Here is a 20,017-nt window from a genome sequence, read left to right on the forward strand (position 1 = left end):
CAGAAGCCCGCCGAAGCCGGCCAGAAGTTTATTACAAATCATCGAAAATTCCAATTACTGTTTGTTCTTGATAAGCGTGATTTCTTTCACGGCCAGCAGGCGGTCGCCCGTAGTAGCCTCGATAACAATCTGGCCCGGAGCATGGTGGCGGGTCATTTCTGCTGCGGTCATAAGCCCTCCGCGCTTGGAGTGCCCCTGGAGCGTATAGACGCTCACCTTCTCGTTCACCTTGGTTTCGTACTTCCAGATTTCCTTGCCCTTGTTAGCGGCAGTACCCTCGTAGAAGGCAATCTTGAGCGTCGGAAAATCGAAGCCCGTACCGTAGCGGAACTGCACAATCATCGGGTTGATAAGTTCAAATTCGCTGGTAGTATCGGCAACCAGTTGCAATGCCGGATTCCATTCACGACCACACACGATGTGCGGCTCTTCGGTGGAGCAGGACGAGAAGAATGCCCCCATGGCAATCACCAAGAAAATAGCGAGTTTTGAAAGTCTGTTCATTTTAAGCCTTCCTAGAAAAACACCTAATTAACAAATTAGCAAAATCCCCCCGAATTGCCATATCCGTTGCGTTGTTTTTACAATATGTGGCGTTTTTGGCCGTTTTAGGCGGTTTCTAGCGGGCCAGAACGAGCATCATTTCGAGGTGGGGAGTCTGCGGGTAGAAGGCAAAAGCCTCCGCACGGCGGATTTTGAAGCCCTTTTCGGCAAGGAGGGCCGTATCGCGGGCAAGCGTCACCGGGTGGCAGGACACGTAAATCAGGCGGTTCACCGAGGAATCCGCTATGGCGTCGAGGGCTTCTTTCGGGAGGCCCGTGCGTGGCGGGTCCACGATGAGCGTCGCGGGGATGTTTACCACGTTGCTCGCGAGCCATTCCTCGGCCGGGGCGGAAACGTTTTCTATCGCCGTAGCCTGTTTATCGTTTATTGCGCCGCGCATTGCCTCGTCGCTGCGCGATGCATTGTTGCACGTTGGCTCATTGCGCGTTTCAGACAAATTAACTTTCGCATGCTGCAGGCATTTTTCTTCGCGTTCCACGGTCGTCACGCGCTTGAACTTGTCCATAAGCATCGCGGCGAAGAACCCTACCCCGCTAAAGAGGTCGATGAGCCATTCGTCGCTCGCCTCCCCGCTTGCAAGGCCCTCGTCCACGGCATCGCGCACGGACTTCACCAGCGCGGGCAACAGCGCGAGATTGCTCTGGAAGAACACGCCCGCATCGGCCTCGATTTTCTTGCCGCAGATTTCGGCGACGCTCACCGCATTCTCGCTGAATTCGCGGGCAGGCATTCCCTCGTAATAGTACGAGATTTCACCCGCGCCGTTATCGAAGAGATTTACTTCCATCTCGCGGCCGGGGCGGAATTTGCCCGCAAAAATCTCGCGGGCGCGGCCCTGCAAAAACTCGTTGAGCGCGGGCGTCAATACGGGGCAGTTCTTGAACAGCGCCACACTGTTGCTTTCCTGCTTGCGGAACCCGAAACGCACAATCGGCTTGTCGCCGGCCTGGTCGCAAACCACGACGACCCGCGCGCGGTTGCGGTAACCCCACGCGGGGCCCGTATGCACAATAAAACTTTCGGGCAATTCTATGCGGGCGATGCGCCGGAAGTTCTCGCGTTCGACTTGCGCTAGGTATTCCGCCTGCTTTTCGCTGTCCAGATGCTGCAGGCTACAGCCGCCGCACTTGCCATACAGCGGGCAGCGCGCCTCTACGCGGTCGGGGTTTGCGCCTTCCAGCACTTCCACGACATGCCCGCGGGAAAAATCCTTTTTCGTGAACGTCACCGCCACCTTGCAGAGTTCGCCCGGCAACGCACCCGCGACAAAGCACACGCGGCCATCAGGCAGGCGCGCCATACCCTCGCCGCCCTGCACCATTTTTTCGATGCGGACTTCGAACACCTCGCGGACGGGCGCTGAATACGCGGGGCGTGCAGACGCAGGGCGCTTGTGGCCCGGCCTGCGCGGCTTGCCAGGTTTGTAGAAATTGCGGGACATCGAGCTTAAAGATAGAAAATCGGCCCTGCGCCAAGGCGAAAAGCACGTCTTGGGGCGCAAAATTGCAAAAGTGGCGGTGAAATGAACAAAAAATCCGCATTTTCACCGCCAGAATTTACTTTGTACGCAGTAAAACCGTATATTTTGAAGCCATCTTTCAATGTCGTGGCGGTGAAAAGTCCAAAAAAAATCTGATTTCACCGCCAACAAGAAGCATTTCGTGCTGAATTTCAGCAAAAAACTACATACAACTTATCAAAGTGGCGGTGAAACGGGCAAAAAATCTTAATTTTCACCGCCAAAACGTGAAGGACTAGCGCATTTAACCCGCGAACGCTGCAATTTGTCGGCAAAACACGCCCGCTATCGCCTTAATGGTCAAAAGCGGGCCTTTTTTGGTTCATTTTTCTATATTTCGCCCGAAATTGTACCATGACGACTATTCTCTTGCCAGATACGCTCACGGCGGCGAACAGCAAAGACCTGCTCAGGAATTGCACGAAGCAGCTCCGTAGCGGTGCGCTGTGCCTTGACGGCAGCAATCTCGCAAGCATGGACTACAGCGGCGACGCGTTCTTTGCGCTCCTCGCCGAACTTTCCGAAAAGACGGGCAACGCGCTCACCCTCGCCCACTTCAACGCCGACATCAAGGCGCACCTTTCGGCACTCCGCAAGATGGAGCCGCCCGCAAGGCCCGCGAAGGGTACGAACAACGTTCTCGAGATGCTCGGCGGCATCGGCTTTGCCGTGCTGAAGGAATCCTTCGAGGTTCTCACGCTCCTGTTCATGTCCATCTACTGGACCATCTTCGGGCCGTTCGACAAGGGCAAGATCCATTTTGGCGGTGTCGCCAAGCAGATGTTCAAGCTCGGGAGCGAAGCCATGGGAATATGCTTCTTGATGGTCGCCCTCATCTGCCTTACGATGGCGCTCCAGAGTTCCATCATGCTGAACGCGGTGGGCGGCGGCTCCTACCTCGCCTCGGGCCTCGGCTTCCTCATTTTCGCAGAAATCGGCCCGCTCCTCACGACCATCATCCTCGCGGGCCGTTCCGGCAGTGCCGTCGCCGCCGAAATCGCGAACATGAGCGTGTGCGAAGAAGTCAAGGCAATCAAGTCGATGGCAATCCCGCCGGTGCAGTACCTGGTGGTGCCGCGCTTTATCGCGATGAGCGTCGCAACGCCCATCCTCTCGTTCTGCGCCTCCATTTTCGGGTGCTTCTCGGGGTTCCTCATCGCGTACTTCTTCTGCGACATTTCGTTTTCCAACTACATGATGGGTATCCGCGACGGTATCGCGCCCATCACGTTCCTAAAGAGCAGCATCAAAGCGCTCGTCTTCGGCTGGATCGTCACGCTCATCGCCTGCAACAAGGGCCTGAACGCGCACGGCGGCGCAGAAGCCGTGGGCAAGGCAACCACATCGAGCGTGGTCGCCGCAATTTGCTGCATCGTGCTCGCCGACACCCTCTTCGCCTTCATATTCTACTAGGGAGCAACAATGGAAGAAATCCTGAAAGTAGACCACCTGAAGGCAAGTTACGGGCGCGAGTCCATTCTGAAGGACATTTCCTTCGGGGTGAAGCGCGGCGAAATCCGCATGGTGCTCGGGAGCTCGGGCTGCGGCAAGTCAACGCTCCTGAACAACATCCTGAAGTTCATCAAGTCCGACGCAGGCACCATCACCTACTTCGGCAAGACCTTCGGGCCCAAAGAAGGGCTAGACAGCGAGACCCGCATGCGCACGGGCGTGCTCTTCCAGAGCGGCGCCCTCATTGCAGACCTGACCATCGCCGAGAACGCGATGTTGCCGCTCAAACGCAGCATGCCCTACATGCCCAAGAGCCAGATGGAAGCCATCGTGGCCGACCGCCTGGAAAAAGTGCACCTGCTGCATGCCTTCCACAAGTACCCGGGCGAAATTTCGGGCGGCATGAAAAAGCGCGCAGCCCTCGCCCGCGCCATCGCGCTCAAGCCGGAACTGCTCTTTTGCGACGAACCTTCCACGGGCCTCGACCCGGTAACGGCCCGCTCCCTCGACGAACTTCTGCTCGAACTGCGCGACACGCTCAAGGTATCGATGGTCATCGTGAGCCACGAACTCGAGAGCATCAAGATTATCTGCGACAGATTTGTGTACCTCAAGGACGGCTACGTGCTCAAGGACGCCACGCTGCAGGAAGGCATGGAGTCCGACGACCCCACGTTACGCCACTTTTTCAACCGGCAGTGCCCCAAGGAGGAATACTCCGAGGGACTCTACCACTTTAATTTTATAGATTGATTCGGAGAAACGATGGAAACCACCCGATCCGAAAGAATTAAACTTGGCGCGTTCATGCTGCTGTGCGGAATACTCATCTGCGTATTCCTCGGCTACGTGCTCAAGCGCTACCTGAGCGAACAGTACGACAACTACTACACCATTTTCGACACCTCGGTGAACGGGCTCTTTGTAGACGCGAAGGTCAAGCTGAACGGTATCGACGTGGGTAGCGTCACGCGCATCACCATCAACGAAGAGAACCTGAACGAGGTCGTGGTCAACTTCAAGGTGACGCATGGCACGCCTATCAAGATTGGCACCCGCGCGGGCATGACGGCGGGCATGAACCTCACCGGCGAAAAGCAGGTGGTGCTCTCGGGCGGATCGTTCTCGGAACCGAACGTGCCCGAAGGAGGGCTCGTACCGGCGGAAGTCTCGCACTTCGACCACATCACGAGCCAGGCGGGCAACATCGTCGCGCACGTGGATTCCGTACTCGTGAACGTCAACACGCTGCTCTCGGCCGAGAATGCGGAGAACCTGAGCAAGGCCATCAAGAATTTCGAAGCCATGACGGCGAACCTGAGCCGCGTCACGCAGGGCATGGCAAAGCCCATCGAGAACATTTCCAAGTCCGCCGAATCGATGCACCGCGTGATGGGTGAAATCGAAGAAGCGAAGATTGCCGCGAAGGCGGGCGAAGACCTCGACATTCTGAAGCAGAAACTCGACGCCATCGACACGAAGGCGATGAACGAGAATTTGACGAAGGCGATGGAATCCATCAGCCAGCTCTCGAAGCGGCTCGACGGCATGGTCTACAAGAACCAGGACCAGGTGGGGGACGCCATCGTGGAACTGAACGCCGTACTCGAGAACCTCGAAGAGTTCAGCCAGAAAATCAAGAACAACCCCTCCGCGCTCATCCGCGAACCCGCGAAGACCCGCCGCAAATAAGGAGAGAGCATGAAGAAGTTTACGTTTGCATTAAAAAAGATCCCCACCTTGGTGGCCATGCGCACTAAACAACAAGTTGTTAAGTGCTGTCCGCCCGCCTTCGCGGGGATGACAATCGCGTTCCTTGCAGCCATGACGCTTACCGCATGCTTTGGCGGAAGCACGAGCGAACCCACCCGCTACTTCACGCTCGCCGTCGAAAACATCGACATGCCAAATGCAGGTGAAGCGAGCGGCCGCCTGCAGGTGCGCAAGTTCACCATCGACCAGGCCTACCAGAGGAACAACATCGTCTACCGCGAATCCGCTTACGACTTCATGTTCTACGACCTGGACCTGTGGGCATCTCGCCCCGAGCAAATGGTGGCGCAGGTCGCCGCAGAATACATCGTGAAAAGCGGGCTTTTCGCATCGGTGGATACCCGCGCCTCGGGCAAGCCCGATTTTGAACTCCTGGGCCACATCGACGCCATCGAGGAAATCGACGAAGGCAGCAGCCAGTATGCACGCCTTTCCCTCAAGCTTACGCTCCAGAAACCCGACAGCGACGCCCCTCTCTGGGAAAAGCGTTTTGACGAAAGGCAATCCGTGAGCAGTCGCGAGCCCCGCCTTGTGGCAGAGGCCATCTCGAAGCTCCTCGGCAAGTACATGGAAGAGGCCCTCGGGGCCATCGCCGGCGCAGGCAAGTAAATCTGGCACGAGAATGCCCGCGCGGTGTAAAATTGGGGATTAAATCGCCCAAAACTCGGCATTTCGGGCATTTCACACTATTTTAGCGTATAAAAGCGCACATCGGATGTAAAAAAAAGTGAAGGTTTAATCCCTTTGCTTTTTTTGATTTTAAATTTACTACGGGTTTGGTTGTATACTTAAAATACGGTATGGTGTACACGATGTTTGATTATATCCTTTCGCGCAAGATTTTCCCCGCGACACTCGCATTCGGGTTGGGCCTCACGTTCCAGGCCTGCTCCGACGACCCTTCCTCACCCAAAGGCGAAGACGAGCCCATACCCGTCCCGAAAGAGGAACTGCATACCTCCGAAGCACCGACGCTCAGGCTTACCGAAGTTTCTTCGCTCAACCTCTCGTGGCTCGATCACGAGGGCGATGACCCCGCGTGGGTAGAAATTTTCAACTCAGGCGACAAGGACGTGAACCTCAAGGGCTACTCGCTGGTCGAGAACCTCACGAACCCGCAAAAATGGGTGTTCCGCGGCGAGACCATCCCCGCGGGCGCATACCGCACCGTATTCCTCGACAAGAAGGACATCTCCACCATCGAGGGCATGGTGGACGGCGTCGATGACGAAGGCCACGTACTGCACGCCCGCACGCACACCAACTGGAAACTCGACAAAAAGGGCGGCACGCTCTACATCATCGACAACCACAACGCCATTCACGACAGCCTCACCTACCCCGCACTCCCCGCCGGCATCAGCTACGGCAAGGTTTCGGACGGAAGCCTCAAGTATTTTGCCGTCGCAACTCCCGAAGCGCTCAACGACGATGCGGGTGCATACGCGACACTCGCCCCCACGTTTGACTTCGGCACCAAGAGCGCAGGCTTCTACGCAAGCGAAATCACGCTCGACCCGCCCGCCGTACCGGAAGGCACCACCGTTCGCTGCACGCAGAACGGCTCCAAGCCCACCGAAGCCTCGCCCGAATTCACCGCACCGATTACCATTTCGAAAAACACAGTCTTCCGTTGTGCCGCATTCCAGCCCGGAGCGCTCACGACCGACGTGATTACCAAGACGTTCTTCATCGGCGAAACGGCCCGCATGCCGGTCGTCGCGGTCAGCGTCGATTCCGCGTTCTTCAAGGAAAGCTACATCAAGACCAATGCCGAAACTCCGAAAAGCGCACCCGCGGGCCTCTTTGAAGAAAAGGAATTCCCCGTGCACGTGGAATACTTCCCCGACGGTAGCAAGTCCACTGCACCCGCATGGGAAGTCGACGCAGGCATTTCCATCATGGGCGGCTACAGCAGGCTCAAGGACAAGAAGTCCGTCGCAATTGTGATGCGCGAGCAGTACCAGGACGGGAAAATCGACTACCCGCTGTTCGAGACCCGCAAGGACATCAACAGCAAGTTCCGCGGGTTCAACCTGCGCAACAACGGCAACCGATTCGTGAGCGACTACATCGGCGATGCAATGGGCGGCGCAATTCTCGAAGGGAGCGGCGTCGACTACCAGCGTAGCCGCCAGGTGGTGGTGTTCTACAACGGAAAGTACTACGGCATCCACGACATGCGCGAGCGTTTCAACAAGCATTACGTAGAAACTAACTACGGAATCGACGCGAACTCGGTCACGATGGTAAAGCACCTCGGCCACGACGTCACCGCAAGCAACGGATCTGTCGACGAATACAAGACTCTCCTGAGTTTCGTGGCGCAGAACGACTTCAGTGGCGAAAACAACAAGAACTACGAGATGGTAAAGACCCTCATGGACGTGGGCAACTTCGCCGACTACATGGCGGCTGAAATCTACATCCACAACGGCGACTGGCCGAACAACAACGTGCGCGCCTGGAAGAGCCCCGAGCAACCGTGGAAATTCATGGTGTACGACCTCGACCACGGATTTGATTGGATGTGGGGTGTGAACGGCGGCGAATTCAGCCAGAGCACCGACATTTTCCCGTGGATAAAGAAGGGCGGCGGAAACAAGCCCTGCAAGGACGAAGGCTGCTTCGCGAACCTGTACATACAACTTATCAAGAACCCGGAATTCCAGCGCGTGTTCCTGAACAGGTCTGCCATGATGTTGCAGAACAACCTGAACGGGGCCAACGTGACCCGCGTGGTTGACGCAATGACAGCGACCATCGACACGGCCGAAATAAACCGCGACCTGAAAAAGTTCAAGCAGGACGAGATGTACTACAAGAACTCCTGCGGCAAGGGCTTCAGCAAGACGGGCAGTTGCCTCAAGGAATGGTCCGAAGAGCGCGACGCAAGCGTTGTTCAGGACTACTACTTCGAATTCGGGATGACGAGCATGGTGACCATGAACCTGAACGTCACCGGGAGCGGATACATCACCGTGGAAGGCAGGCCCGCCCCCACGCCGGCTTATGCGGGTAAGTTCTTCGCGGGCATCGGGATGGTCATCACCGCAGTCCCGGTCAGCGGCTCCGTGTTTACCGGATGGAGCGATGGCGAGACCGCAAACCCGAGATTCGTCGTGAACGAAGAAGGCGCGAGCTATACCGCAGTGTTTAAGTGAGTGGTTGTTGGTTATTAGTTATTAGTCATTGGTCATTGGTTGTTGGTTATTAGTCATTAGTTATTGGTTATTAGAGTTGCGGGCTGCGGGATGTTTATTGCAGGCTGCAAGGGGTTTATTGCCGGCTGCAAGGGGTTTATTGCTGGCATCAAGAGGTTTATCGCGGGAATATTTGCTATTATTTATGCATAAAAACGAATATATGCATAAACCTCGGGTCGTGGATAGACTTATATGACGCTACGTGAAGCTTTCGAAAACAAGATGTTGCTGCTGGACGGCGGCATGGGTTCCGTGATTCAGACTTACGGAATCAAGGGCGCGAACAATGACATGCTCTCCATCGAGAAGCCGGAAATCATTCTCGATATCCAGCGCCGCTACGTGGACGCGGGCGTGGACTGCTTGACGACGAATACGTTCTCGAGCCAGCGCGTGAGCCAGCACGAATACCACCAGGAGCACCGCATCGCCGAAATGAACCGCGCCGCCGTGAAGATTGCGAAGCAAGCCGCGGCAGAGGCCATGGAAAAGTACGGCCGTCAGGTGTACATCCTGGGCGACGTGGGCCCCACGAGCAAGATGCTCTCGATGAGCGAAGACGTGAACGACCCCGCGAGCCGTAGCATTACTTTCAACGAACTCGAAGACGCCTACCTGGAACAGATTCAGGTGCTGGTGGATGAAGGCGTAGACGCGATTCTGATTGAAACGATTTTTGACACACTGAATGCGAAAGCTGCCGCAAGTGCTTTTACGAAAGTGATGGAAAAACGCGCTGCCGACGCCGGCCCTTCGGCTGGTTCGGCGGGCTCACCAACCTTATCAGGGACCTTAGCTGCGGACCTCAAGCCGGTCGAAGTCATGTTCTCCATGACAGTGAGCGACGCCTCGGGCCGTACACTTTCGGGTCAGACGGTGGAAGCGTTCGCCGTGAGCGTGATGCACATGCACCCACTCTCCATCGGCCTCAACTGCGGTCTCGGTGCCGACGGCATGGTGCCTTACCTGCGCCGTATGGGCAAAGTCGCGCCCTGCTACATTAGCTGTCACCCGAATGCGGGGCTCCCGAACCAGTTCGGCGGTTACGACGACACCCCCGAAGACATGGTGCGCCTGATGGGCGTTTACCTGGACGACAAGCTGGTGAACATGATTGGCGGCTGCTGCGGTACCACACCGGAACACATCGCCGCCATGCGCAAGATGCTGGACGCACTGCCAGCCGATTATGAACGCAGAAAGCCCGCGCCCAAGTACGCCACGAGCCCGCTACTCCGACTCGCGGGTCTGGAGCCGCTGTTCAAGGAACAGGTGCGCCCCAGCAACGGTGCCGACAGTTGCAACGCCGAAGACTTCGTGAAGGTGGGCGAACGCTGCAACGTGGCGGGTTCCAAGAAGTTCCTGCGACTGATTAACGAGAAGAATTACGACGAGGCGCTCGACATTGCACGCAAACAAGTAGAAGACGGTGCCGACGTGATTGACGTGAACATGGACGATGGTCTGCTGGACGCCACCGCCGAAATGCAGACCTTCCTGAACCTGATTGCATCGGACCCGGCCGTGAGCCGCGTGCCTATCATGGTGGACTCTTCCCGATTTGAAGTCATCGAGGCGGGCCTCAAGTGCATCCAGGGCAAGAGCATCGTGAACTCCATCTCCCTCAAGATGGGCGAACAGGCGTTTATCGAGCATGCGCTCACCATCAAGCGCCTGGGTGCCGCCGTCATCGTGATGCTCTTCGACGAAGAAGGTCAGGCCACCAACTACGAGCGCCGCGTGAATATCGCCGCCCGCGCCTACGACATTCTGGTGAAGCAACTGGATTTCGCGCCATCGGACATCATCTTTGACCCGAATGTGCTGACGGTCGCTACCGGCATGGCGGAACACAACGCCTACGCCATCGACTTTATCCGCGCTGTCCGCTGGATTATGGACAACCTTCCCGGCGTGCGCATTTCGGGCGGTCTTTCGAACCTCTCGTTCGCCTTCCGCGGCAACAACTACCTGCGCGAAGCGATGCATACCACCTTCTTGCATTACGCGATTCCAAACGGCATGGGCATGGCCATCATGAACCCCAGCGCGATTATCGAATACAAGACGATTCCGCTGGAACTCCGCATGGCCATTACCGAAGTCATCTACAACACGGAACCGGATGCCAGCGAAGCGCTCATCGAAATTGCAAGCCGCATGACCGCGGCCCAGAACGCAGCCAAGGAAGCAGGAACCAAATACGACCCGAAGGCGATTTTCGCCATGAGCACCGGCGCAAGCAGTTCTGACGCAGGCAACAACGGCGCCGACTCCGAGCAGGCAAAAACCACTCCCGAAGAACGCCTGCAAGAAGCACTCCTCAAGGGAACTTCTACAACGCTCCAGCCCGACCTGATGGAACTCATCAACCGAGGCGATAGCCCGGTGGGAATTATTTCCGGCCCGCTCATGGACGGCATGAACGAAGTCGGTCGCCGCTTCGGTGAAGGCAAGATGTTCTTGCCGCAGGTGGTAAAGACCGCACGCACCATGAAGAAGGCGGTAGAAATCTTGCAACCCTACATCGAGGCGGGCAAGGACGCGAACGCTTCTAGCCGCGGGAAAATCGTGATTGCAACCGTCAAGGGCGACGTGCACGATATCGGCAAGAATATCGTCTCCGTGATTATGGCCTGTAACGGCTACGAAATGGTGGACCTCGGCGTGATGGTTCCCGAAGATGTCATCGTGAAGGCGGTCATCGAAAACAAGGCCGACATCTTGAGCCTCTCCGGACTGATTACGCCCTCGCTCGAAGAAATGTGTACCGTTGCAAAGGCCATGCAGGACGCAGGCCAGCGCATTCCGATTATCGTCGGCGGTGCCACGACTTCGCCCACGCACACCGCCGTAAAGATTGCTCCGTGCTATGACGGCCCCGTATTCCACGTGCGCGACGCCGCAAGCAACCCGGGCCTCGCCCAGAAACTTTTGGATCCAGCAACTAGCGAACAAACCATCCGCGAAAACCGCGAAGAACAGCAGCGCATTCGCGACAAGCAAAACGGCATCCAGACCGAAGCCGCAAGCGCCATGGCCGCAGCAAAGAAGACTCCGCTCGAACGCCGCTACCTTTGCGACTGGAGCAAGTACCAGCCGGTGGAGCCTCCGTTCATGGGCGAAAGCAAACTCCCGCCCATCGCGCTCGAAAAAGTCATCCCGCTTATCACCTGGGAATACTTCTTCTTTACCTGGAAAATCAAGCCGGACCAGGAAGAAGCAAAGAAACTCAAGGCCGACGCCGAAGAACTTATCAAGTCGCTCACAAAGCCCGAGTATGCGCTGCGTGCCGTGCAGGCGTTCTACCCTGCAGCCGGTACGGAAAATTCCATCAGGTTCAACACGGGCCGTACCGGCACCGACTCCGACTTTGTCGAAGTCGCTACGGCACGCCAGCAGAACCCGGAAGGCACCTGCCTTGCCCTCTGCGACTACGTTGCGCCTGCCAACGCGAACACCGCTAGCATCTTCGCCGCTCCCGCCGGTAAAGACGTTTTCCGCGACATCGTAGGTGCCTTCGCCGTCACCGTGAGCGACGCCTTCGTCAAACGCCTCGAAAAGCTCAAGGCCGAACAGGGCGGCAGCGACTACGACGTTCTCTTGATGCAGACTGTCGCCGACCGCCTCGCCGAAGCGGGCGCCGAATACCTGAGCCAGGAACTCGCGCGCACCAAGGGCTGGAAGGGCATCCGCCCGGCCGTCGGCTACCCCGTGCTCCCGAACATCAAGGAAATCTTCAACGTCGCGAAACTCATCGATTTTAACAGCGTAGGCATCAGCCTCACTGAGAACGGCGCCATGTACCCGCAGGCCTCCGTGAGCGGCCTCTACATCAGCCACCCCGAAATCGACTACTTCCACGTGAAGGTGTAAATCGCCCGTTTCGCAAAAACGCCCTATTGACTTCGCGCTGTTTTTTGATTAAATTAACAGCAGATTGCGAGGTACATTATGAAAGACAGACAAGATCTTCCCGAACTAGCCAAGGCGTACCTTTTCGCTATAAAGATTACATTTGACAACATTCTCCCCGACAAGGCGGAGGAATTTAACGAGCTCGCGAACAACCTTTCGGCACGCTGCCGCAAGGTCAAGTTCCTCAAGGAAAACACGAGCGACGTCTACACCATCGTGGAAATTTCTTTCGACGAATTCGAAGACTTTTTGGTCACGACCTGCATCAAGAACGAATACCTGAAAAGTTTCCGCATGACTATCGACCACTACTCGTCGAACATGAAGCTCGTCTACAGCGAGAAGTTCTTTGACTGCAAGGCCGTCTACGTCGAGGAATTCGCCTACGACAAGTTCGACACCAACCAGGAACGCCTAGTCAAGACCATCGGCGTCAAGTGCAAGCGCGGACATTAAAACGCCCCACCCTATTTGCGTATAGTAGGTACACACGAAAGTAGTTTTTTCGTGTATTCGTGCTGAGGGTCCGTAAGCACGGAGTCTGCGGGCCCGCGCTCCACCACCTTGCCGAAGTACATAACAAGCACGTCGTCCGAAATCGCGCGCACCACCTGCATGTCGTGGCTAATGAAAAGTATGCTCAGCCCGAGATCGCGCCTCAGGTCGTCGAGCAGGTGTAGAATCTGCGCCTGCACCGACACGTCCAGCGCGCTCGTAACCTCGTCGCAAAGCAGGACCTTCGGTTCAACCATCAGGCTACGCGCAATGCAGAGCCTCTGCCGCTGGCCTCCCGAAAACTCGTGCGGGAATTTCTCCATCGCGCCGTGCGGAATGGACACGCGCTCTAGCAGCTCGACTGCACGTTGCCGCGCCTTCTCGAAAGCAACCTTGCGGGCCACCAGCGGGGCTGTCAGGATTTCCTCTACCGTCTGTCGCGGGTTCAGGCTGCTGAACGGGTCCTGAAACACCATCTGCACCACATCGCACACGCGCGCAGGCTTCTCGCCCCCCTCGGGAGCAATCTTCCCGCACTGCACGCCCCTCCCGAAAATTTTCACGCTGCCCGACGCAAGCGGCACGAGCCCCACCAGGGACTTCACGAGGGTCGACTTCCCGCAGCCCGATTCGCCCACCACGCTCAGGGTCTTGCCCTGTTCCAGCGTGAACGAGACGCCATCGACCGCGGTGAAGTAGTCCTTCACCTTTCCGAACACGCCACCCCGCACCGGGAACCGAACCGTAAGCCCGCTCGCCTCGATGGCGGGTACACCCGCGGGAGCCGCCTGCTGGTTAGGCATCGGCCTCCCCGTCCAGGCTCTCCAGGGCTTCCTGGACATTCTTCTCCGTCTCGAGGAGAATCTGGCGGCACTTCTTCAGCAGGGCCGTCGCCTCCTGGACACTCCCCGCCAGCTCGTCAATCTCCATCTCGGAGTTGTCGATACGCGTAAGGATGGCCTCCAGGCGCTCCATCGAGTTCTTGTACTCTAGATTTTCTTTGCTCATGTGTGGGAATATAGTTATTTGTACAAAACATTCGTCCGCTTTTAATTACATTTACCCCCAGTGGAGAAAAAAGAGACTCACAGCCTGCGGATGACACCCGCGGGTATGCGCAAGGGTTTCCGCATCGCGTGCGGGGCGGTTTTTGTGGTCGTTGCGCTTGCGCTCCTGGGTTGCCTTGACCTCCCCGACGCGCCTAACGAGAGCCAGTACGTGGAACGCGTCGACGTGTTCCTGTTCCAGGAAGGCAACCAGGATTCCACGCTTCTGAAGATTCGCCCGAACGACTCGGCCGTCATCAAGGCTTCCGTCTATCCGAGGCAGTTCAAGAACAGCCTCACGTTCCGCTGGCTGTACTGCATCGGGGATTCCACGACCGTCATCGGCGACAGCCTCACGTACACAATCCCGAGTTCGCCCAAGATACACGACATCCCGAACGCGCTTGAGGTCGCGGACGGGGTCGGGAACACCATCCGCAAGGATTTCAAGGTCAGCGTGAACATGGCCCCCACGCTCTACACCAAGACCATCCCGGCTGACGGAGACACGCTCTACGGCAACGTGCACACATCCTTCCGGTTCAAGTGGAAATCCTACGACTTCGATTCCTTCGACGAGAACAAGCTCGAGCACACGCTCGTCATTGACGGTGTGGAGTACCCCGTAGGCCGTCTCGAAGAGATTATGCAGTCCGGATTCGGCGAGGGCGAGCACACGTTCCAGATTATGGTGAAGGATTCCTTCGGCGATGCGGATACGCTCCCGGTCTACAGGTTCTACATGCTCGACACACTCGGGGGCAGCCTATGATGCGCGCCTTCCGTACCATTTTCGCGTTCACGCTCGCGTTCGCACTCGCGGGCCAGTTCTCGGCATGCAGCAACGGCGACGACTACCTCTATGACGAAGACCAGTCCACATTCATCGAGGTTTCCGCCGAGATGGCGTTCTCGTTCGATTCCAGCAGCACGCGGGCGAAGTCCGACACGCTCACTCCCGCCGACACGCTCATTTTCATCGCGAACATACTCCCCTCCAAGTCCATCAAGATAAAGCGCTACCTCTGGACCATGGACGGCGAGACTCTCTCGTACGATTTCAGTTTCCGCAAGAGCATCGAGGAGCCGGGCCTGCACAAGATTGCGTTCTTCCTCGAGACCTACCTGGGCGACACGCTCTCGGACACGCTCTCCCTGCTCATTTCGAACCCCCCGGTACTCGACGAGAACAAGTTCATCCCCGCGCTGCACTCGCAGGGGCTCCCGACATCAGGCGGTGTCTCGTTCGCGTGGGATGCCTACGACCCGGATTCCATCGCGGCCCTCTACTACCACTTTACCATCGAGGGCATTGTCGATACCGTAGTTCCGGAGCAGGGCTTTACCTACTGGGGCGACCTCCCGCCGCTCGAACACCTGCAGTGGAGCGTACAGGCGATAAACGAGTTCGGGTTTGCTTCGCGCGAAAAAATCCACGGGGATTTCTTTACCCGCGGTGGCATCGGCGAGGCGGGCCTTACGGGCGCGGTCACCACGAGTGCCGCGACAAGCGGCTCGGGTCAATTCGATTTCAGCGTGAACGTCACCGTACGCGACACCTTCGATCGGGTTGTCCTCACGAAAGACTTCCCGAACAACAACCTTACCACGGGGCCATTCGCCGTATCGCCCTTAAGTGCGGGCAGATACAGCATCGAGGTTTCCATTCCCGAATATCCCGACTTTGCCGGCGATACGTTCGATGTTACGCTCCAGGCGGGCGAAGTGCTTGACCTGGACACGATTACCCTGCGCGATACCGTGCGCCCGCACATTGCCGTGCTTGCCGCGGGCTCAGCATTCACGAAAATTGACACGCTCGACTACAGCGACACGCTCAAGTTCCTCGTGCTGGATTCCGGTACGCCCTCCTCCCAGCTGACCGTTTCCGCGTTCCTGGAATCCACTCTCCTTACCGAGACAGCGGTTTCGGGCGACACGTTCACGGTAATCCTCCCCTCGACCGCACGCACATGGAACAGGCGCCTGCTCGATATTGTCGCCATCGACGCGAGCAAGAACAAGACCGTGCGCAACTACGTCATCGAGGGGGCTGATTCCTGGTTCAGGTCGAACCCCAACCCGACCCTAATCACGAGCGATTCCGTCCGCCTCTACATCCTGGACAACAACCGCTACGGATTCAAGCCCGACACGTTCTACTTCCACTTCGGCAACCGCAAAATCGCGCAGTACGCAAACGACGTTCCGCTCTACTCGCAGACGTTCCTGAAAATTGAATTCAACGAGGGCGAAAACACAATCATGAGCGGGATCCGCTACACGAACGGGATTACGCAGTGGAAGCGCTGGACACTCATCCGGAACAACTCTACGGGAGGCTCGCCATGAAACGCCTAGCCTCCGTGATTTCCATGCTCGCAACCGCGGTCGCATTCTTTGCCTGCGGAGATTCGCACCTGGTCGAAGACAGCGACCAGCCTACACTCGACCAGCACATCTTTGTGCTGCCCGACCGCTTTGCTGGGCAGCCCTACAACTTCGGCTCGCCCGCAACGAACGTCTATCTCGACACGAACCAGTCCGTGAAATTCTGGGCGACATACAGCCTGGACGGGCAGTTTATTTCCACGGATGCCGACGAGGAACTCTACCTGAACCACAACTGGATTATCGACGGAGAGAACTACAACATCTCGCCCCTGCGCCACAAGTTCTCGACACCCGGGTTAAAGCGCGGGATACTCGAGACGGTAGACCTGCTGAACGACACGCTGCGCGATACAGTGAACATCTACGTGAACACCCCCGTCTCTGTCGAGATCATCGCCCCGGTCAACGGTTTCAACCGCGTGTATCCCGGCCCGAACAGCAGCGTGGAACTCCGCTGGACCCTTGCAGGCGCCGACCCCTGGGAAAAATCCACGTGCTACGTGCACGCGGCTTACGACAGGGAAAACGTGTGGCGTAACGCCATCGGCAAGGTGGACTGCAACGAAGGCGCCACTCTCAACGGCACGTTCCTGGGCGATTCCCTCACGAACTACATCATGGCCCACCCCGAGCGCGACACGTCCGTTTCCATATACTGGGGCGTAAAGGCAATCCTTTCTACCGATGACGGCTTCGAGGAACGCGACTCCACCGACATCTTCTATTTCTCCACGCTATTCATGCATACCGATTCTGCGGTCATCAGCATCCCTGTCGTGTACGACAATCTGCGCAACATGTCGATACACACGAGGCTCCTTGTAACAAGCAGTACCGGCGACACGCTCGCCCAGCTCAATTCAAAGACCAACCCGACGACTTTCACCACGAAGGTCGCGGCACAGACCGGTATCCGCATCCATGTCGACGACGGCAACAGGAAGGAATTCCTGTCCGACGACGTTATCGTGAACACGTCCGCCGGCGCATTGACCATCGTGGATACAATCCACATGCAGGACCATGTGCAGCCGCAGGTGGCCCCGCTCAGCAACGCCATTGGCTTCAACGACAGCATCGCCTTCTACGTTCTCGATGACGGCACGGGAATTAACCCCAACCGCATCCACGTTTCCGTAGATTCCGATTCCGTCGAATTCAATTACGACGAGCCGTTCATCAAGTTCAGGAGCAGGTGCTTTGTCGGGTGTACCATCCGGATTTCTGTCGAGGACAACGCCCGCAACATGAACCCCAAGGTGTTCTGGGAAACCAGGGCAAAGCAGGGATTCCTCGACACGCTCTACATAGACGGTCCATTCACCGAACTTTCGGGGGAAAGATGATTTCGAAGTTTCCCCTGATATTCGCGCTCGCTCTCGCCTCCCTCGCCCTTGCACAGGAGGCGCACAGGTATCTGCACATCTCGACGAACCCCTCGTACGCAGATGCCTATGTGAATTCCACCCGCAAGAACTTTGCCGCGAACCCGGACGTAAGCCTCCCCGGCTACATCGAGGTTCCCGCTGGCGAGGGCAACGTGCTGGTGACCATATTCAAGCCCGGCTACAGGGACACGACCATCAACGTGACTGTTTCTGACAAGGATACATCGTACCTCATCGTTTCGCTTTCGCCCAGTTACGACGACGTGTATCTTGAACGCCAGCAGAAGGCGCTTTCGCACCGCACGCGCAGGAACATAGGCTTCAAGCTCGCCATCGCATCGGCGGCCCCGCTTGTCGCAAGCGGAATCGCGGCGCTTGTCACCGAATACAACATCGGCAAGGCGAACGACAAGAAAGACCTTATCGAGAAGAGCGTCATACGGGAAGGCGACGAATATGCGCGCAACCTGGAGCGCTACGGGGAATACCGGGATGACGCGGAATCGGCAAAAAAAGTCACCGTAGGGACATTCATTGCGGGGGTAGCACTCCTCGGATTCGGCTTGATACTTTCGTTTTAGCGGGTAAACCATGAGCAGCACCATGAAAAAGATTTTCCTCCTTCTAGCGGCAAGTTTCTTATCGCACGCATTTGCGGAAGACCCGCAGGGCATGCCGGTTATGGTCGAGCTTGTCTCGGGCACAAAACAGAAGGCGCAGTTCCTCGGCATCGCAAACGATACCGTGAGCCTCGGGGGCTATATCAAGAACGAATTCACCGTGCTGAAGTTCCCGAAGAGCCAGTTCAAGAGCATTCTTGATTCCCTCGGGAACAACATCCTTGCGGCCCCAAGCGCACCCACCCAGGCAGATCCCGCGCAGGAATACGAGCCGGTAGACCCGAACGCCCCCGGGTTTGTAAATGAGGAGGCCGCCGCAGGCGACACCGCAGGCGATACGCCCGAAGGTGACACCGCCGGGCTCGACACAGGTAGCGAACGGCCCGCAGGCACAAACCCCGAGCCGGCCGCAGGCGACTACATTCCAGACAAACTATTCGTCGAATTCGAAACCGACGGCGTAGATTCCGGCAAGGCGAGCCTCCTTACGGCAGTGACCTTCGAGATAATGCGCGAACTCGACCCGCGGTTCGGAATGCGCGGGTTCAGCGCCACCCCGCAATGCAACGACCGCGCCTGCGTGCAGGATTACTGGAAGACATACGGCGTGAAGGATATCTACTTCGGGAAGATTTCAAGAGCATCACACCCAGATTCCGCGAACGTGGAAATCACGCGGGTGCTTTACGAGGAGGAACTCCCCACCATTTCGAAAGAGCAGGTGACGCTCTCGCTCGACTCGCTCCTGCAGGATGCCGTCAAGGATGGCGCCCTCGTGAACCTCGTCAAGAAGGCTGCCGGGTTCCCCATACCCTCGAAGCGCAAGCGCAGCTACATCCACGTGGAAACCGACCCGGAATCCGCCACCATCTCGCGCCCCGAAAAGGATGCGATTTGCAAGTCTCCCTGTACCTTCGCCGTTACGGATACGGGCAAGATTGAGATAAACGCGTACTGGAACGTGGATAAGCACCTGTGGGGCGCACAGACCTTCGTGCGCCCGCTCCCCGGCGATACGGTGAAAGTCTCGCTCAAGCTGAAGCGGGTGATTCCCGAAATAAAAATCGTGTCGAACCCGGTCGGCGCAGAGATTTTCCCGGGCCAGGAAGAAATTACCCGCAACAGCGAGTCCATCGGCACGACACCGAAAATCATCTCGCTCACCAATCCGGGCATGACCCACCTGCGCCTCCGCCGGGAAGGCTACCGCGATACGCTCGTGAGTTTCTACGTTGCCCCCGTCTCCGAAATCAATCTCGACATCTCGATGGAGCACCTCACCGACTTCGAAGAAATCAAGAAGCAGGAGGAATGGGTAAAGCAACGCCGCAAATCTTTTATCGGGCAAGTGCTGATGGGTTCTTCCGTCGCCCCGGTACTCGCGGGTGCACTCCTTTTTTACCTCGCCCAGCAGAACTACGACGACGCCGACGACATCAAGGCCGAACTCAAGATGCCGAGCGCCGCGAAAGGCGAGAACTACAACAGCAAAAAGCAGAAGAACAAGGACCTCGTGGACACGGGCGACCGCTACAGCATCATAGGCGGGAGCCTCATCGGTGCGGGTATAGCCGTATTTGGCCTGGGGCTTTTCCTCACCTTCTAGCAAGAATCGCATAATTCGCCGTAAAAAAGGCAAAAA

At 57.2% G+C, this 20,017-nt stretch carries 16 protein-coding genes; 12 read left to right on the forward strand and 4 right to left on the reverse strand.

Annotated elements, in window-relative coordinates; translation table 11 throughout:
- Window positions 1-54: 54 nt before the first annotated feature.
- Complete coding sequence (locus tag BUB22_RS07740) at window positions 55-504, reverse strand: hypothetical protein (RefSeq protein ID WP_073114627.1); 450 nt, start codon at window positions 502-504, stop codon at window positions 55-57.
- Between the two features lie 115 nt (window positions 505-619).
- Window positions 620-2,005, reverse strand: coding sequence for a class I SAM-dependent RNA methyltransferase (locus tag BUB22_RS07745; RefSeq protein ID WP_083535454.1), 1,386 nt, complete (start codon window positions 2,003-2,005; stop codon window positions 620-622).
- 432 nt (window positions 2,006-2,437) lie between these two features.
- Between BUB22_RS07745 and BUB22_RS07750 the strand changes: the two genes are divergently transcribed.
- From BUB22_RS07750 to BUB22_RS07780, 7 genes are all read left to right on the forward strand, one after another.
- A complete protein-coding gene (locus BUB22_RS07750) occupies window positions 2,438-3,496 on the forward strand; it encodes an MlaE family ABC transporter permease (RefSeq protein WP_073114628.1) in 1,059 nt (352 codons plus the stop codon).
- Between the two features lie 9 nt (window positions 3,497-3,505).
- Window positions 3,506-4,288, forward strand: coding sequence for an ABC transporter ATP-binding protein (locus BUB22_RS07755; RefSeq protein ID WP_073114629.1), 783 nt, complete (start codon window positions 3,506-3,508; stop codon window positions 4,286-4,288).
- Window positions 4,289-4,300: 12 nt separating this feature from the next.
- Complete coding sequence (locus BUB22_RS07760; RefSeq protein WP_073114630.1) at window positions 4,301-5,227, forward strand: MlaD family protein; 927 nt, start codon at window positions 4,301-4,303, stop codon at window positions 5,225-5,227.
- Window positions 5,228-5,236: 9 nt separating this feature from the next.
- Window positions 5,237-5,917, forward strand: coding sequence for an ABC-type transport auxiliary lipoprotein family protein (locus tag BUB22_RS07765; RefSeq protein WP_254794678.1), 681 nt, complete (start codon window positions 5,237-5,239; stop codon window positions 5,915-5,917).
- A gap of 203 nt (window positions 5,918-6,120) precedes the next feature.
- Window positions 6,121-8,472 (forward strand): CotH kinase family protein, encoded by a 2,352-nt coding sequence (locus tag BUB22_RS07770; RefSeq protein ID WP_254794679.1) that lies wholly within the window; start codon window positions 6,121-6,123, stop codon window positions 8,470-8,472.
- A gap of 234 nt (window positions 8,473-8,706) precedes the next feature.
- On the forward strand, window positions 8,707-12,390 hold the full coding sequence (gene metH, locus BUB22_RS07775) for a methionine synthase (RefSeq protein WP_073114633.1): 3,684 nt from the start codon (window positions 8,707-8,709) through the stop codon (window positions 12,388-12,390).
- A 78-nt stretch (window positions 12,391-12,468) separates the two neighbouring features.
- Window positions 12,469-12,888 (forward strand): hypothetical protein, encoded by a 420-nt coding sequence (locus BUB22_RS07780; protein WP_072808402.1) that lies wholly within the window; start codon window positions 12,469-12,471, stop codon window positions 12,886-12,888.
- 11 nt (window positions 12,889-12,899) lie between these two features.
- Here the strand turns inward: BUB22_RS07780 and BUB22_RS07785 are convergent, their stop codons facing one another.
- Window positions 12,900-13,730 (reverse strand): ATP-binding cassette domain-containing protein, encoded by an 831-nt coding sequence (locus BUB22_RS07785; protein ID WP_073114634.1) that lies wholly within the window; start codon window positions 13,728-13,730, stop codon window positions 12,900-12,902.
- Entirely contained in the window at window positions 13,723-13,935 is a 213-nt protein-coding gene (gene xseB, locus BUB22_RS07790) for an exodeoxyribonuclease VII small subunit (protein WP_072808406.1), read from the reverse strand. Before xseB ends, BUB22_RS07785 begins: the two co-directional genes overlap by 8 nt.
- A gap of 60 nt (window positions 13,936-13,995) precedes the next feature.
- Here xseB and BUB22_RS07795 point away from each other — a divergent pair, with 60 nt between their 5' ends.
- From BUB22_RS07795 to BUB22_RS07815, 5 genes are read left to right on the forward strand one after another with little or no spacing between them, the layout of a single operon-like run.
- Complete coding sequence (locus BUB22_RS07795; RefSeq protein WP_175547263.1) at window positions 13,996-14,745, forward strand: hypothetical protein; 750 nt, start codon at window positions 13,996-13,998, stop codon at window positions 14,743-14,745.
- Entirely contained in the window at window positions 14,742-16,325 is a 1,584-nt protein-coding gene (locus BUB22_RS07800) for a carboxypeptidase regulatory-like domain-containing protein (RefSeq protein WP_073114636.1), read from the forward strand. The genes BUB22_RS07795 and BUB22_RS07800 overlap by 4 nt, the downstream gene beginning before the upstream one ends.
- Window positions 16,322-17,713 carry a hypothetical protein gene (locus tag BUB22_RS07805; RefSeq protein WP_073114637.1) on the forward strand — a complete coding sequence of 464 codons (1,392 nt, stop codon included), beginning with the start codon at window positions 16,322-16,324 and terminating at the stop codon, window positions 17,711-17,713. The genes BUB22_RS07800 and BUB22_RS07805 overlap by 4 nt, the downstream gene beginning before the upstream one ends.
- Complete coding sequence (locus tag BUB22_RS07810) at window positions 17,710-18,336, forward strand: hypothetical protein (RefSeq protein ID WP_073114638.1); 627 nt, start codon at window positions 17,710-17,712, stop codon at window positions 18,334-18,336. The genes BUB22_RS07805 and BUB22_RS07810 overlap by 4 nt, the downstream gene beginning before the upstream one ends.
- 22 nt (window positions 18,337-18,358) lie before the next feature.
- On the forward strand, window positions 18,359-19,981 hold the full coding sequence (locus tag BUB22_RS07815; RefSeq protein ID WP_073114639.1) for a peptidase associated/transthyretin-like domain-containing protein: 1,623 nt from the start codon (window positions 18,359-18,361) through the stop codon (window positions 19,979-19,981).
- The last annotated feature ends 36 nt before the right edge of the window (window positions 19,982-20,017 follow it).

Origin of the sequence: Fibrobacter sp. UWCM (genome assembly GCF_900129735.1) — a bacterium.
GTDB lineage: Bacteria > Fibrobacterota > Fibrobacteria > Fibrobacterales > Fibrobacteraceae > Fibrobacter.